General features: G+C 32.9%; 17 protein-coding genes. 3 read left to right on the top strand and 14 right to left on the bottom strand.

From position 1 onward, the window contains the following. Positions 1-43 precede the first annotated feature (43 nt). From KHA90_RS13785 to KHA90_RS13770, 4 genes are all read right to left on the bottom strand, one after another. Positions 44-283: a DUF7218 family protein gene (locus KHA90_RS13785; protein WP_213301176.1), complete on the bottom strand. Its 240-nt coding sequence runs from the start codon at positions 281-283 to the stop codon at positions 44-46. 330 nt (positions 284-613) lie between these two features. Further along, positions 614-1,018, bottom strand: a complete 405-nt coding sequence (locus KHA90_RS13780) for a helix-turn-helix domain-containing protein (protein WP_213301173.1) — start codon at positions 1,016-1,018, stop codon at positions 614-616. 573 nt (positions 1,019-1,591) lie between these two features. Then, positions 1,592-1,987 carry a hypothetical protein gene (locus tag KHA90_RS13775; protein ID WP_213301170.1) on the bottom strand — a complete coding sequence of 132 codons (396 nt, stop codon included), beginning with the start codon at positions 1,985-1,987 and terminating at the stop codon, positions 1,592-1,594. Positions 1,988-2,076: 89 nt separating this feature from the next. Further along, on the bottom strand, positions 2,077-2,658 hold the full coding sequence (locus tag KHA90_RS13770) for a hypothetical protein (RefSeq protein ID WP_213301168.1): 582 nt from the start codon (positions 2,656-2,658) through the stop codon (positions 2,077-2,079). A 603-nt stretch (positions 2,659-3,261) separates the two neighbouring features. Between KHA90_RS13770 and KHA90_RS13765 the strand changes: the two genes are divergently transcribed. Next, the gene (locus KHA90_RS13765) at positions 3,262-3,849 is read left to right on the top strand and encodes a DUF4142 domain-containing protein (RefSeq protein ID WP_213301165.1); all 588 of its coding nucleotides are present in this window, start codon (positions 3,262-3,264) and stop codon (positions 3,847-3,849) included. A gap of 410 nt (positions 3,850-4,259) precedes the next feature. Here the strand turns inward: KHA90_RS13765 and KHA90_RS13760 are convergent, their stop codons facing one another. From KHA90_RS13760 to galA, 7 genes are all read right to left on the bottom strand, one after another. Then, positions 4,260-5,618, bottom strand: coding sequence for an amidohydrolase (locus tag KHA90_RS13760; RefSeq protein ID WP_213301162.1), 1,359 nt, complete (start codon positions 5,616-5,618; stop codon positions 4,260-4,262). Positions 5,619-5,735: 117 nt separating this feature from the next. Beyond that, positions 5,736-6,608, bottom strand: coding sequence for a helix-turn-helix domain-containing protein (locus KHA90_RS13755; RefSeq protein WP_213301159.1), 873 nt, complete (start codon positions 6,606-6,608; stop codon positions 5,736-5,738). A gap of 208 nt (positions 6,609-6,816) precedes the next feature. Beyond that, positions 6,817-7,869 carry an NAD(P)-dependent alcohol dehydrogenase gene (locus KHA90_RS13750; protein WP_213301155.1) on the bottom strand — a complete coding sequence of 351 codons (1,053 nt, stop codon included), beginning with the start codon at positions 7,867-7,869 and terminating at the stop codon, positions 6,817-6,819. A gap of 271 nt (positions 7,870-8,140) precedes the next feature. Then, entirely contained in the window at positions 8,141-8,545 is a 405-nt protein-coding gene (locus tag KHA90_RS13745; protein ID WP_213301152.1) for a cupin domain-containing protein, read from the bottom strand. Positions 8,546-8,641: 96 nt separating this feature from the next. Beyond that, the gene (locus tag KHA90_RS13740; protein ID WP_213301149.1) at positions 8,642-9,055 is read right to left on the bottom strand and encodes a (R)-mandelonitrile lyase; all 414 of its coding nucleotides are present in this window, start codon (positions 9,053-9,055) and stop codon (positions 8,642-8,644) included. A 189-nt stretch (positions 9,056-9,244) separates the two neighbouring features. Then, positions 9,245-10,117 carry a helix-turn-helix domain-containing protein gene (locus tag KHA90_RS13735; RefSeq protein WP_213301146.1) on the bottom strand — a complete coding sequence of 291 codons (873 nt, stop codon included), beginning with the start codon at positions 10,115-10,117 and terminating at the stop codon, positions 9,245-9,247. 569 nt (positions 10,118-10,686) lie between these two features. After that, positions 10,687-13,515 (bottom strand): beta-galactosidase GalA, encoded by a 2,829-nt coding sequence (galA, locus tag KHA90_RS13730; protein ID WP_213301144.1) that lies wholly within the window; start codon positions 13,513-13,515, stop codon positions 10,687-10,689. A 275-nt stretch (positions 13,516-13,790) separates the two neighbouring features. Here galA and KHA90_RS13725 point away from each other — a divergent pair, with 275 nt between their 5' ends. Next, positions 13,791-14,174: a hypothetical protein gene (locus KHA90_RS13725; RefSeq protein WP_213301140.1), complete on the top strand. Its 384-nt coding sequence runs from the start codon at positions 13,791-13,793 to the stop codon at positions 14,172-14,174. 105 nt (positions 14,175-14,279) lie between these two features. Here KHA90_RS13725 and KHA90_RS13720 read toward each other — a convergent pair whose 3' ends face one another. The 3 genes from KHA90_RS13720 to KHA90_RS13710 all read right to left on the bottom strand — a co-directional run bounded on the left by KHA90_RS13720 (position 14,280) and on the right by KHA90_RS13710 (position 15,763). Continuing rightward, complete coding sequence (locus KHA90_RS13720) at positions 14,280-14,765, bottom strand: hypothetical protein (RefSeq protein WP_213301137.1); 486 nt, start codon at positions 14,763-14,765, stop codon at positions 14,280-14,282. A 24-nt stretch (positions 14,766-14,789) separates the two neighbouring features. Continuing rightward, positions 14,790-15,194 (bottom strand): lysozyme inhibitor LprI family protein, encoded by a 405-nt coding sequence (locus KHA90_RS13715; RefSeq protein WP_213301134.1) that lies wholly within the window; start codon positions 15,192-15,194, stop codon positions 14,790-14,792. A 74-nt stretch (positions 15,195-15,268) separates the two neighbouring features. Then, positions 15,269-15,763, bottom strand: a complete 495-nt coding sequence (locus KHA90_RS13710; protein ID WP_213301130.1) for a TlpA family protein disulfide reductase — start codon at positions 15,761-15,763, stop codon at positions 15,269-15,271. Between the two features lie 229 nt (positions 15,764-15,992). Between KHA90_RS13710 and KHA90_RS13705 the strand changes: the two genes are divergently transcribed. Further along, on the top strand, positions 15,993-16,295 hold the full coding sequence (locus KHA90_RS13705) for an ArsR/SmtB family transcription factor (protein ID WP_055097872.1): 303 nt from the start codon (positions 15,993-15,995) through the stop codon (positions 16,293-16,295). Position 16,296: the final 1 nt, after the last annotated feature.

The following is a 16,296-nucleotide window of genomic DNA, read 5'->3' as shown; positions in this document are numbered from 1 at the left end:
TCCTCTTTCCCTGTGTGGCTCAACTATTTTTTTAAATTAAATTTTAGTTTTTACGCAATGACTCAATAAGATTTTTTTTACTCATATACGAACGTCCCTGAATCCCTACTCTTCTTGCCTCCTGGTACAATTCCTCTTTTGTCCATTCGTTATATGGTTTTGCATTTCCTCCTTTTTCGCCCGCATCAGGCGAATTAGCAATTCTAGCAGCTTTTTCCTTACTATATCCTATTTCTAAAAGTGCTTGATATTGTGTTTCATTATTAATTCTAGGATCTGGCATGATTGAAAAATTTTGGGGTTAATAATAGAATAATGTTTATACCAAAATTCCTCAAAAAGCAAGAATTATACGTTATATAATTCCTGCATAAATTTTCATAATTAACTCTTGGTTAGATCTTCCGAGTTTAAATTATTATTAGGGTTTTTAGGAGCTATTCCTGCTGTTCCTTCCAATCTTTTCCTTGCTAAAGAAGCAAGAAAAAGGATTTTCCCTCCCATCAGGGCTAGGACATTAGGTTTCATCAGAAAATTATTTCGTAATAGAAACAAAAAAATGCGCAATTCTCATTGCGCATTTTATATATAATAAATCCTCTTATCAAGAATATTATTTCCCTTTGATGATATTTTCTAAATATTCAACCTTTTCTTTTTCAGACTGAACCAAACGTTCATAAAGTTCTACAACTTTATCCAGAGGATTGAAAGTACAGACATTATGATTGGTATTCCCGTTTCCTTGACCATTATTAGCGCTATTATCGTAAAAGTTATTAAAGAAATTAAAAACAGATTCTTCTGTAAAATTTTCAATAGCTTCTATAGTAACCCCAAGTACTTTTGCAATTTGTACAAGTTTTTCGAAATCGACAGTTTCGCTGGTTTCAATACTGGAAACCGTTTGCTGGCTTAATCCAATAGCTTCTGCAAGTGCTTCTTGTTTCATTCCGCGAAGCTCTCTGATTCGGCTTATATTTCTGCCAATATGTTTTGGTTTTGTTGCTGTGCTCATAATTCAAAGATATTTAAAATTATTTTAAAAAATACTGATCGGTAAAAAACAAGATTGATTTTGCACTATACTATTTTATTTGTTTTTTGTTGGGATCAAATATACACTTTTTCTTACTTTAATTATTATTAAATAATTTGATAGCTTGTTTTGGAATAATATTAATCTTAAAAATTCTCATGCTGGCGCGAGCGCAATATCATTAAGTTAAGCTTTTACGAACTATAGTTTCTCTCTCAAAGTAGTTTTGAATTGCCTCCAGCTTTAGCTGGAGTTTATATAAATTCAATCTGAGTGGCTTTAGCCAAAAAATACATAATTTGGCTAAAGCCATCTTATTGTCCGCATTAAATACCTCCAGCTACAGCTGGAGGCTAGTCAATTAATAAATGCTTAAAAACTTGCTGACTCTTTGCCTGAAAATTATCATAATTCTCTTAAAAAGCTTAACTTAATGACATTGGGAGCAAGCGTCCCGCTTGTGAACGCAAAGTTTGGTAAGAATGTAAAACGTAAATCTATTTTTAGGATTAAGTCTAAAATAGTGAAATTCGGCAGAGTTAGAAAAGGCTTTTAACTCCAACTCATATTAATTGAAACCGTATCTTGTTTTATTTTAACCCTTCCTCCGTAAGAATGCATTTCTCCGGGATTAATGTAATAAGTTTTGATTTTTAAACGAACCTCTGGAATATTATTTTTCAGACGTTTACTTTCACGTATCCATTTTTCTATTTCATGCTTTGAACTTACAAATTCAATTATATATTGTTTTGTAAAAGAACTTCCGTGCTTTTCAAGATTAATAATTTTAGCATTTTTCGGAATTTCTTTTAAACCGCCCCAAAGTAAAGCCGCCCTAATTGCTTCTTCTTTTTGCCAAGGCATAACATAAGATGAAAAATAGTTTAGATAAAAGAAAAGCATCGCTACTAATATCAAGAAATAAAATATTTTATACCTTTTCATTATTGTTTTTTATATTTATAAATGACTATTTTTCTAACATTAATCCATTTTATTATGTTCACGAGAGGGACTCTCGCGATAGTGCATATTTAGTAATGACAATATTCTATTAGTTTTATAGTTTTTAACGCAGTTATAAAATCTTTCTCTGTTTTAGCTTTGAGATTTTCACCGTAAAAAGACATTTTAGTTTTATTGAAATCTTTTCCTTCTAAACTATCTATATAAATTCCCGTTGTACCGAATTCTTTATTTATAGGTATAATTAATTTAGCCGAGAAACAGTCAATTTTTTGTATGATGAATTTTTGTGTTAGATATTTTTTGAAATCAATGCTACCTGAAATTGTATCTACAATTAAATGTTTCGCTTTCTTTAAAAGTTCTTTTTGCCTCTGACTTAATTCTGCATACATTTTTTTATCAAAAACCAGCGGAACATCGTGTTTAGTTGCGTCTCCTGAATATCGTCCAATATCAAAAATCAAAGTGTCTTTTTGATCTGTAATTATTCCTCCCACATAACTATCGGTTCCTTTGATTTCAAATTTACTCCAATTTTCAGGAACTGTAATTTCAAAACTTTCAAAATCTATTGTTTTCAATTTTGATTTAGACGTACAAGACATTATTAAAAGTGCAAATACAATTAAATATACTACTTGTTTCATTTTATGATTTTAAATTATTTTCAAGTCTTTTGATTTTTTATATTATCATGCGCGAACGAGCGCAATGTCATTAAGTTAAGAAAAAAAAACAGATAAATAATATTTTTGATTTTAGATGTGTGAAACAGCATAAAATCGAAAATCATATTATTTCATGACAATCAAAATTTGAAAGCTTACTATTTGTGCCGTTAGGCACTAAATATTGGTAGTTAATATGAATTGGGATAAATAATATAGCGTGCCGTAGGTACGCAACAAAATGATAACTATTGCGTACCTACGGCACGCCAACGTATTTCTAATCTATATTAACTAACAATATTTAGTGCCTAACGGCACACTTCAACTTTTGTTTTGCATTACTCATAATTATCAAAAAAAGCTTAACTTAATAACATTCAGCTCGCGCTAGCAGTTGTTTAAAATAATTGTTACTCATACCATTTCTTTTTTCTGTAGCGAATATAAAACTTAATTCCATTAAAAATAACACACAATGAAACTCCAATATCCAAATCATATAACAATCTCTAAAAATCCTGTAAGGCATTCTTCACACAGTATGGGTAATTTTACATTATAACATTAAAACTTTAAATCATGAAAAAAATACTTTTAGTTGGAAAAACATTTTTAGCAGCTGGATTAATTATGCTTTCTCTTAATTCTTGTAAAAACGAAACAAAACAAGAAGATCCAAAAGAAGTAGCAGAAGATGCAAACGAAGAAAAATTTGACACTATTAATAATAAAGAAGATGATTCGGAATTTTTAGTAGATCAGGCAGAAATAAACCTTGCTGAAATTGAAATTGGAAAACTGGCTCAAACAAAAAGTACCAATCCTGAGGTTAAGAAATTTGGAAAAATGCTTGTTGATGAGCATACAAAATCGGCTTCTGAAGTAAGTGCTTTAGCAAAAGCTAAAAACTTCACTTTACCTACTTCGATTACCGAAGATGGAAAAGAGGAATACAACAAACTAAACGAAAAATCTGGTCTTGACTTTGATAAAAAGTTCGCTGATATGATGATCGACGGACACGAAAAAGCAATTGACAAATTGAAAAAAGCTGCTGACAAAGCAACTGATCAAGATGTTAAGCTTTGGGCATCAAACAACATTGCAGGATTAACTGCTCATTTAGAGCATGCAAAAATGTTGAAACAAGAATTAGATAAAAAATAATTTAATTGGTTATTATTTTATTTACTAAACCCCTTAAGAGTTGAATTGCTTAAGGGGTTTTTTCTTTTTACGCTCACAGGTTCAAAGGTTCAGAGTTGCAAAGGGACAAAGGTTTTCCTGTAGAGGCGCACAGCAGTGCATCTTCTGGTAAGGAACATGTTTCCTCTTAACCGTAGAACGCAAACCTATACGTTTCACTGGATAAATAATGCATTATTATCTTGAATGGATTAAAATCCATCCTATAATATATATTGTTCATCCGGAACATGAAATTACAGAGAAATTATTACACCAATCTATGATTTAACAACAAAGAAGCACTGCTGTGCGTCTCTACCATAAACCTTTGTCGCTTTGATCCTTTGTACCTTTGTACCTTTGTACCTTTGTACCTTTGAACCTCGTCTTTAAGAACCTAATTCTCCCGCAATCATTTTCCCTTTATAAAAAACGCCTTCTCTTTTAGGCAAACGTGCTACGGCTTCAGCGGAACATGTGGCTTTTACCAAAATAAAATCAGCATCGTTGTCTACTGCGGGCCAAACTCTTGTTCCTGCATCATTTAGTGGTACTATTTCGTCTTTTGTTGCAATATGTAAGGCTCGGCTTAAATTATATTCGTCTGTCCAGCCGTAAAGTTGGGCACATAATTTAGCTTTTTCGAGCATATCACAAGTTCCGAAAGGCTGCCAGTGATCGACAATACTATCTGTTCCGGTCATGAGTTTTACGCCATATTTTTTCAAGGTAGGAATTGGCATTATCGTTTTCCCAATTGGTATTGTAGACACTACTCCTATTCCTAAATTTGCCATTTGTTCAGCTATTTTTTCCAGATCTTTTTGATCCATTTTTGCAAGAGCAAAACCGTGACTTATATATGTCTTTCCTTGTAGTTGTTTATTTTCTTCGGTTTTTTTAATAATATATTCAATTGCCGATTTTCCTGATGGAGGCGATTCGTGCAAATGGATATCGATTCCTTTATTAGTATCAATCGCAATTTGAAACATGGCATCCAGTGATTTCTCCATATTTCCGTCGACATTTGTTGGGTCAAGTCCGCCAATAAAATCAATTCCCATAGTCGCCACTTCTCTCAACAAAGGTTCTGATTTTGAATATAAAATCCCGTGTTGCGGAAAAGCTACAATTTCCCAACCAAAACTATCTTTATTTTTATCTAATGCGGCAAGTAAATGTTCCAGACTTTTTAATCCGCTCACGGGATCGATATTACATTGGCAACGTGCAAAATAACTGCCCTGACTTTGCATTAATTTAATGGCTTCTTCGGCTTTACGTTGTGAATCCGGCAATAATTGCGGAATTAACTTTTGCTCCAGCGCAATCATATCTTTTACCGTATATCCTTTTCTGGGCGCTGCATTCCACGTTGCGCCATAATATGTTTTATCAATGTGAATGTGCATATCACGTAACCCGGGAAGCATTAAAAGTCCTTTGGCATCAACAGTTTTCAGTTTCAAAACCGACTTTCCTGTGGTGATGCTTTTGATTTTACCATTGGCAATATGAATATTGTATAAAGCTGTTTTAGTTGCAACAACTTCGTTTTTTTCATTGTATTCAAAACCATCTTCTAATCTTACATTTATTAAAAGATATTCCTTTAATTCTCCGCCTTTGATTTCCGGTAAAACTTGTGCGACTGCGTTCGCTCCTATTCCTGAAAATAATGCTGCTCCTGTTGCTGCTGCGCCTAATCCCAGAAATTTTTTACGGCTTATTTTATGCTCTTCCATAAATTATATTTTACTAAAATTCAGTTTGTTATATGATTTAGTAATAACATTCTAATAAAAATTAGAATATATTACTTTGCAAAAATCGTTTATAAACTAAAACCGATAGTAGGAATATTACGGAGAAGGATGGTAAAAATTATAACTTTCTTTAAAATCGCCAGGAGTTTTTCTGACATATTTTTTAAATACTTTACTAAAATAACCGTTGTCATTGAAACCGAGTTGGTACGCAATTTCTTTTATGGATAAATCTGTGCTGGTGAGTAAACGTTTGGCTTCCAGAATTGTTCTTTGTTTTATAACATCTCCAGCGGGCATTTTTAAATATTTCTGAGAAAGAATATTGAGGTAATTGGGAGTAATATTTAATTTATCGGCATAAAAATTTACTGATGATTCCTGATTGAAATTATCATCTAGTAAAGCCATAAATTTTTTGATTATTTTCTCCGGTTTGGTCGAAGAATCGTGTTCCGGAAATTGCTTTAAATAACCCTCCTGTAATAATTTTAATAATAAGTGCAAACGCAGCAAAACTATTTCTTTGGTAAGTAAATCATTATCAGCAAGTATTAATTCTATTTCATGCAAATGATTTTGAAAATGCTGAAATTCTTTTTCAGTTAAAGAAAGACAAGACGGAACATTTTGCTCAAAAAATGGAAATGATGATAAATTAGAAAATATACTAATTACATCTGGCGAAAGCATCAACTGAAATCCGGTTGTATCAACATCCAGCGACCAATTATGAACCTGACCCGGACGAATAAAATAAACCTGATTATCTTTTACCTTATATTGTGTAAAATCGACATTATGAATTCCTGATCCTTTTTCTACAAAAAACACCAGATAAAAATCGTGTTTGTGTGGTTGTTCAAATTCGTTTCGTCCTTTTACGCTATGGCGAAATAAAGTAATACCCAAAGTTTCTTCTCCAAGTATATTGCCAACAGTTAAAACAGGAATAGCATTTGTATTCAAAAGAAAGTTCGTTGATTGTACACTTTCAAAATTATAGAATTTAATGTTATAAAGCTTAAATCACACAATTTTTTCTTTAACCCAAAAAAGGTCTGACAATAAAGTCAGACCTTTTAAGTATTTTATTTCTGTACTATTTTTTTAACCTCGCGCAAAGACGCGAAGGCGCAAAGTTTAAACTCCGAACCTTTGCCTCTTTGCACCTCTGTTACTTCAAAGAAGCCATATCAATTACAAAACGGTATTTAATATCACCTTTTAGTAATCTTTCGTAAGCGTCATTTACTTCATTTACGCCAATTAATTCAATATCAGCCGTAATATTATGTTCTGCACAAAAGTCCAGCATTTCCTGTGTTTCGGCAATTCCGCCAATGTTTGATCCTGCAAAACTTCTTCTTCCTAATAAAAGACTAAATGATGTTACCGGAAGTGGCTCCATAGGTGCGCCAACCAAAGTCAGCGTTCCATCTACTTTAAGTAAATTCAAATAAGCATCAATATTATGTTGAGCAGATACACAGTCTAAAATAAAGTTTAAAGTTTTAGTGTATTTAGCCATTTGTTCAGGATCTGTAGATAAAACTACTTCATCAGCACCCAAACGTTTTGCATCTTCAGTCTTAGACAATGAAGTTGTAAAAACCACTACATGAGCGCCCATAGCTTTTGCTAATTTGATTCCCATATGGCCTAAACCGCCAATACCAACGATTCCTACTTTTTGTCCAGGTCCTACTTTCCAGTGTTTTAGCGGTGAATAAGTTGTAATTCCGGCACAAAGTAAAGGTGCAACTCCGGCAAGATCCAATTTATCTGAAACGTGTAATACATAATTTTCATCGACTACTATACTTTGAGAATAACCTCCAAAAGTTTGTCCGCCCAAATGAACATCAGGAGAATTGAAAGTTAAGGTATTTCCAGGATCGCAAAATTGCTCTAAACCGTCTTTGCAATGCTCGCATTCTCTGCAAGAATCGACCATACAACCTACTCCAGCCAAATCACCTACTTTGAAATGCTTTACATGATCGCCAACTTTTGTTACTCTTCCCACAATTTCGTGTCCCGGAACTATTGGGTAAATTGTTCCGTGCCATTCGTTTCTGGCAGAATGCAAATCTGAATGGCAGATTCCGCAATATAAAATCTCGATTTCTACATCATGCGCTAATACTGCCCTGCGTTGTATGTCTAATGTTTGTAATGGTGCTTCGGCAGCTTCTGTACCAAAGGCTTTTATGTTTTTTGTTTCCATTTATTTTTTGTTTTAAGTTTCATGTTTTCTTTGTTCCAGGTTTGAAAATGCCACGAAGACACGAAGTTTTTTTACTTTCTTTGAGGTAATTTCACCCAGATTGAATTGGTTTAAAATAAGATCAGCTCAAATTTTTTTAAATCTGCATGAAAAAAAATATTTCGCACAAAGTCGCAGAATCGCAAAGTTTTCTTTTTGTAATACGCTTTTAAGTTTTTGAGTTTTTTTACTTAGTAACTTAGCCCCTTAGCAACTCAGAAACTAAAAAAATCTACTTTCCAAAGCTAAAATACTCATCATCCGTAACACTTTCCAGCCACATCCCTGCTCCTTTATCAATTTCTGTAATGATCGAAATATGCGAAAATTTACTAAAAGGTGTTGCGCCGTACCAATGTTCAATTCCAGGTAAAATAGTAACAACCTCATCTTTATGAAGTAATCGAATTGCGCTGCCTTTTTCCTGAAAATATCCTATTCCGTCTGTTGCAATAAGCAATTGCAGGCTAAAATTAATGTGCCAGACACTTCTTGAACCGGGCTCAAAAGCTACTTCTTTAATTACAGTATTTTCCGGATGAATGCTGCTGGTTTGTTTTTTATACGAAACATCGCCAGTCATATATGTATTGGGGATTTTTCCCTCTTCAATAACAGAAGTATAAAGTGTTGACATAAAAATTTATTTTTTGAGATTGATTTTTTATTTAAAATGATCTAACAAAACATTCACTTTTAGATTGTTAGATTGACAACAACACTTTTACCTTAATTATTTAAAGTTATTGTATTGTTCATCGGTAACTGGTTCAAGCCAGTCTACGATACCTTTTTCAGTATTCGTGCTGATGGCAATATGCGTGAAATCACTTTTCGGAGAAGCTCCGTGCCAATGTTTCACTTCGGGCTGAATATTAACTACATCACCTTCCTGAAGTAACTGAATAGCTTTTCCTTCTTCCTGATAATACCCCGTTCCTTGTGTAACAATCAGGATTTGTCCGCCTGGATGTGTGTGCCAATTGTTTCTTGCTCCGGCTTCAAAAACTACATTACCCACGGCAGTATTTAAAATTGGATCATTAGGAACCAGCATTTTTACCCAAGCTTTTCCTGTGAAGTAATCTGGAGATGCAAGATCTCCTTTAGGAAAAATGGTTTCTTTTTGATTTTCTGATGTTTTCATAATTATTTGTTTTTTAATATCAGTGCTGGAAACTAAATATGAAAGCTGGAATGCGCTTTACAGAAGTTGTATTAAGTCAGCGAGAAAACCGATAAGGGGTTAATACTAATTATTTCCCTGCAAAAGTACTTTAGCAACAACAAGCAGAAATAACAATATTCAAACAAAAAAGTATGAATTTCAAACAATTTATACGCGCAACGATTTGGGAATTGTTCCGGTAAGTCTTTTAAAGTAATTATTAAAATAACTAGGATATTCAAATCCAAGAGAATAGCCAATGTCTGAAATACTCCAGTCTGTGTGTTGCAATAATGCTTTTGCTTCGCTAATAATTCTTTCGGTAATATGGGATGTTGTTGATTTTCCTGTAATTTCTTTTACAGAACGATTTAGGTGATTAACATGTACCGCAAGGCTTTTAGCATAATCCTGAGGCGTTTTTAATGCCAATGGTTCATTTTTTGTTTCTATTGGAAATTGTCTTTCTAATAATTCTAAAAATAAAGAGGTAATTCTCGAAGATGCGTTTTTATGTTTAAAGAAGTTTTCTGTAGGCTGCATTTTCATCGATTCATGCAAAATCAGATTGATATAATTGCGCATTAAATCATCTTTAAAAACATAATCGGTTTCCTGTTCTTCGATCATTTTTTGAAACAATGAATCTATAAACACTTTTTGTTCAGGCGATAAGGTAAAAATAGGAGTTCCGCCAATTTTAAACAAAGGCGATTCAGGAAGACTTCCGGAACGATCGTTTGCTTTTAAAAACTCTTCGGTAAAAACACAGGCATAACCTTCATAATCAGGTGAAATCATTTCCCATGAATATGGAATATGAGGATTTCCGAAGAATAATATTGTTCCATCCGTTTCAATTCCACGATCTGCATAATGAATCAAACTTTTGCTTGTATTGATACAAATCTTGTAAAAATCCCTACGATTATACGTCGGAATTTTACTCACGTCTCCATTTACCTCGTATACTTTAAAACCTTTAAGTTTTAAATCGTTTAAACCATTTTCTGAATTCTGAAATTCTAATTGATCTTTCATGAGGCAAAGTTATGAAAATCAAATAAAAAATAGTTTCAGGTTTGAAGTTTTTTTGTTGAAGGTGGAAATAGGTGGAGTTTTACCGCAAAGCACACAAAGTTTTTTTTTAATGGTTTGCGCTTATAAACACAGAGTTCACAAAGCTTTATAGTGGGGGGAATTTTAACACAGAGAACACAAAGTTTTTTTTTATAATGGTTTGCGCTTATAAACACAAAGTTCACAAAGCTTTATAGTGGGGGGAATTTTAACACAGAGAACGCAAACTTTTTTTATAATGGTTTGCGCTTATAAACACAAAGTTCACAAAGCTTCATCAGAAAGCTTTGTGAACTTTTATAAAATTATCTTTCTAAAACTTTGCGAATCTTTGCGAAAAAACTTTGTGTTCTCTGTGTTAAAATTTAGTCACAACCCTTATCTGCGCTTGCTGTTATAGATTATATAGCACTATATGCTGGGATTCGGGTTCTAGTGGATTATTAAAAGCTCCAGAGGAGCGTTATATTTGTAGAAACATATATGCAATTCACAGCAAAGCTCCAGCGGAGCGACATAAATTGTAAAACCTATTTCTTTAAATTAATATTCAAAACTGCAGATTTTAATCCTTTGGCAGAAGCCGACAAAATTACCTCATTTGCATTTTCATCTTTCTGAATAATAATTTGTGCGTAACCACTAAACAATTTTCGTTTCCAAGGTTCTGATGGCGTTACTATTTTGATAATTCCGGGATCTGTATTCATCACGTCCCAATCTTTTACTTTTTGCAAAGGCGATGCTCTTATAATTATAAAGTTGGTTCCTTCTTTCAAAACAGCTTTATCCAGATGATATTTTTGTGGATCATCTGCACTTGCATTCACTAAAGTTCCGTTGACAAAAACCGACTCATTTACGCCAATTTTTTTATAAAAGAAATCTACAATATTCGATTGTAAATTATTTTTCAATTCAAATTTTCCTCGATAAATATATGCCGAAGCCTGATTTTTATAATCTCTGTCTTTAAAAGCTTCTTTCCATTCATTATTATCATTTAAAGCAGATTGACTTACAACATCACCTGAAAAATGCTTTTCTTCAAAATTTGTAATGGGAATAAGATTTATAGCGTCAATAAACTGATCTTTTTCTAACGATGTTGGATCGCCGTTTCCTACGCCCAAGATTTTCCCGCCTTTAATAGAGAATGTAATTTCGTTATTTGCCGTTGGAACATGTAAACCCTTTTTATCCGTAACTTCTACCGTGATAACCGAAACATTTCCATTAGAAGGATTTTCCTTATCTACAGAAAGTTTTACGCTTTCAGGATTTTCAGTTGTTTTTTGAATTTCGGTAAGGATTTTTTTTCCATTTTTATATCCAATGGCTTCCAGAGTTCCGGGCGCATATTTCACTTTCCATTCTAAATGTCCATATTGTTCCATTGTCTTTTTTCCGAGGCTCTTTTTGTTGAGAAAAAGTTCGACTTCATCACAATTAGAATGTACCCAAACATCTATTTCTTTGCCTTCCATTCCGTTCCAGTTCCAATGTGGCATGATGTGTAAAACTGGTGCATTTCCCCACCATGATTTGAGATAAAATACATTGTCTTTCGGGAAACCGCAAACATCCATCATTCCAAAATACGATGTCACAGACGGCCATCCATAAGGCGTTGGTTCTCCGCGATAATCAAAACCGGTCCAGATAAACATTCCTGCCAGATATTGACGTGTGGCATAAAATTTCCAGCCTTCTTCGATACTATAAAAAGTTGGGCGAGGTTTTTTGTCGTAAGCACTTTGATAATGTTTCGCATCATCTGTAAAATAAATCCCTCGCGTTGCAAAAGTCGAACCTTCCTCCGTTCCCATTCCGGGTTGGTTTTTGAATTCATCTCTATGTGCATCGATATCGCCATTTCCCATATAATTGTAGCCCATAATTTCGACTACGGATGATATTCCGCTTTTAAAACCACTGCTAATTCCCACCGTTACAGGTCTTGTAGGATCGATACTTTTACTAAATCCCTGCATCACATTTGTAATGCGTTCGCCTGTAATTCCGCCTTCAATATTCCACTCTTCATTACCTACAGACCAGCAAATTATACTTGGATGATTACGGTCGCGTTCAATCATTCGTTTTAAATCGTTCAAATGATATTCATTAATTCCCATTAAACGGGTTTCGTCAATCACCAACATTCCCAGTTTATCGCAGGCATCAAGCAATTCCGGAGTTGGCGGATTATGCGAACAGCGATAAGCGTTCGAACCCATTTCTTTCAGCTTTTTGATTCGGTAATATTGCAATTCGTCAGGCAAAGCAGTTCCAATTCCTGCATGATCCTGATGGTTGTTTGTTCCTTTTAATTTTACCGGTTTTCCGTTAAGGAAAAAACCTTTTTCGGCATCAAAATGAATAGTTCTTATCCCGAAATTTGTTTCGTAATTATCTACAATTTTGCCTTCTTTTTTAATCTGCGTTAGCAATCGATACAAATTCGGCGCATCAATATCCCATAATAACGCATTAGTGACTTTTATTTTTGAAGTAAATTTTGCAGTTTTATAAAATTCCGGTGCCGAAGCATTTTCAGAAATAGTAGCAACTTCTTTTCCCAAAGCATCAATAATAATCTGGGAAATTTCGATTTGACCTTTATAGTTTCCTTTATTTTCAATTGTAACTTCGGCAGTAACTTCAGCATTATTATTCTGAATTTCTGATGTTATGTAAGTTCCGTTTTGGATCACATGTAACGGATTTGTCTTTTGTAGATAAACATGTCTATAAATTCCCGCGCCTTCATAAAACCAACCTTCTTCCATCGACGCATCTGCACGAACTACAATTGTATTTTCTCCGCCATAATTGATATAAGCCGTTACATCATAATGAAAACCGTTGTATCCGCTTTCTTCTGTTCCCAGGAAATGACCGTTGAAAAAGACTTTTGAATTTCTAAATACGCCGTCGAATTTCAGCGAAATAATTTTTCCCTGATCGCTTTGCGGAATGGTGATTTTTTTTCGGTACCAACCAACGCTTTTTTCAGGAAAGCCTTTTCCGGCAACTTTAAAACCGTGGCTATAACTTGCTTTTTCACTAAAAGATTGTTCAACAACCCAATCATGGGGAAGATCTAATTTTCTCCAGGCACGATCATCAAATCCCGGCGCTGCGGGACCATCTCCAAAACCGGTTTTTGCCAAATAAGAAAAATAACCTTCGGCATGACCGAAATCTTTTTGTGTATCGTACAAATGACCTAACGAAAAACGCCAGTCTTTGTCGATTAATATCAATTCCCGATCTGATTTATTTTGAGAAAATGAAGTAATGGAAATTAAAAATATAAAATAAAGTAAAATTTCTTTGTGAGAAATAGGTTTCATAAATAGGTTGGTTAACAAAGAGCGATAAAAATATGATTTTAAAACGGAATAAATCAATAGTATTTTATCAAATTGCAATCATGAACAGTACTGTTTCAAGTGTTTTATCGAAAGTTTTTCTCTCTGTTTTGCTTTATTTAATATTAGCGATACAAGCACTTAAAGTCCAATAGTAAAATTTAGAATCATTCTATTGCCTCTCTTTTATCAAATTGTTATGTTTTGATGTAATTTTATATTGAAATTAACTTAAAAAACAAAAATCAACTATTATTATGAGTGTTATTAAAGACGAAAGTAAACTTATGAGTACCATTAAACGCGTCGATCAAAAAATTGACAAACTTAATGATCAAAAGATTATTGCCTTTTTTGAAGCTCTTGGTTTAACTGAAAGAGAAGATGTTCCTAAAAACTTTCTGGAATGGGAGACCATTCTTATTGTGGTTCCGGATCGTCATATCTCTCACGAATTAAAGTATTACAAATATTCGATTGCAAGACTTTCTTTCGTTACAAACTCTAATGCGCAGGAAATCCACATTTTTGATTTTAGTGAATGGAAAAATATTACCCGAAATAAAACTCAATTTCAAATTAGGGAAATGTTGAAGACGAGTTTTGGCGGTGTTAGAAATCATGCTGACAGGTTGAATTAATTTTCCAATATTTACTATTGTATTAATTTCAATAGGTCAATCTTAGATTGCGGCACCTTCTTACAATCTATAATTAATGAAATGGTTTTAATTTAGAATTACTTTTTATTTTTTTGAAGCCAGTTTAATCTCAAAAATTTCAATAAACTTCTGTTCTAATTTTCTCCTTTTTCGATCCTCTTTCCATCTTGAATAGAAAATTATAACAAGTAAAAATAAATTAACAATTGTAGATCCTTTTCTTAATCCTTTAGCAAAAAAAAGAAAAAACAAATTAATTGCAACTAAACAAATTACTGGAGAAAATTTTACCCAAAACAACTGGATTTTACTATTTGCTTCAACAATACAATCGATTTTAAGTATATTGTTAACGCTTTTATATTTTCCTTTTATTATAAAATATGTTGGTGATTTTACTGAATTTATGGTTAAATGAAAACTTTCATCATCAAAAAATCCGTAAAAAGGCTTTTTTCCGCCAAACGAAGGAAATAATCGAAAAGGACTCCAATTTACTTTTAGTGAACCAAATTCTGTACTATTCCCTAATTTTTCTCTGAATTCAGTTATATTGAGTTTTGATTGCATTTATCAATTTGTTTTAAAGAAATTTTAAATTCTTTTAATAATTTCTTTAACTCTTGAAAAAACATAATTTGCTTTTTCATCAAAAATAACCATGTCAAAATCACTGCTTCCTTCTATAAAATGACCTTCTTTTTTAGTATCAGCATATATTTTTTCAAAATATAAATCACGCTTTTTCAGCCAGTCTAATTGTTCTTTTTTCAATTTAGATTGTTCTTTTGAACTCAGTTTCAGTTTTAAATTCTTGTAAGCAACATTCAATAAACTATCCGATTGATTATAATATTCAATCGAACAATTTTTCATACCGCTTCCGCTATTTAAGCATTTTTGATAGGAAGATTTTACTTTATTAACTGTTTCTATGTTTTGTGCATTACAATTGAATGCAAATACCATAAAAAATAATAGTACAGAAGTTTTGATCATAATTTACTTTGAAATTTTATTATTGTTTGTCTGTTTGAAACAGCAATATACTCAAAGTTTTTATTAGTTCAATTTTACTGTGCTGTCAATAAACTTTTTACCATTTCGTTCAAGGCGTTTCCGTGAATGTTTTTAGCCAAGATAATTCCGTTTTTATCGATTAGAAAATTCAATGGAACGGATTGCAGCATATAATCCCCAATAACAGGAGATTGCCAATATTTTAAATCACTTACTTGTGTCCACGGTAATTTTTGCTTTGCAATTGCAGCAAGCCAAAGCGGTTTTTTAGTATCCATTGAAACGCTGTAAATAGTAAATTTATCAGGATAAGTATTGTATAGTTTTATCAATTGTGGTTGTTCCTTAATACTTGGTCCGCACCATGAAGCCCAAAAATCGATTAATACTAATTCTCCTCTTAAGGAAGAAAGTACAACGTTATTTCCTTTTGGATCCGGAAGATCGATTTCGGGAGCAATATCTCCAATATCAGTTCCTACAACCTGAGCTTTTGAGTTTGTTATTACACAACATAAAAATCCTAAAATAAGTAAAGTTTTTTTCATAATTGATTAAGTTTATTTTCAAATCGCGCAAAGTCGCAAAGACGCAAAGTTTTTAAAAATTAAAACTTAAAATTAAACTTTGCGACTCTGCGACTTTGCGCGATTAATTTTTCAAAGCAAATATAAATTTTCTTTATTAAAATCTTCCAATTGTACTTCTCCATCTTAAAATTTTCCTAAATATTTTTCTTTAGATTGGTATATCGGGAAAAGTCGATATATTTGCGGCATGGAACCAATAGAAATCTTTAAGGCACTCTCCAACAAATCCAGATTACAAATGCTGGAATGGTTAAAAGAACCTGAAATAAATTTTCCGGATCAGCTCCAGCATGCAGGATTTGAACACGGGGTTTGTGTTGGACAAATACAAGCCAAAGCCGGCTTGACACAATCAACTGTCTCTGAATACTTGTCTATTTTACAACGTGCAGGATTTATAGAATCAAAACGCGTGGGACAATGGACTTACTATAAACGTAACGAAGGTGCCTTTGAAGCACTCAGTAACTTAATTCAATCTAATTTGTAAA

The sequence above is a fragment of the Flavobacterium psychroterrae genome (assembly GCF_018380615.1).
GTDB classification, from domain to species: domain Bacteria; phylum Bacteroidota; class Bacteroidia; order Flavobacteriales; family Flavobacteriaceae; genus Flavobacterium; species Flavobacterium psychroterrae.
The sequence above is the reverse complement of the archived record's forward strand: the minus strand, read 5'-3'. Positions and strand labels throughout refer to the sequence as shown.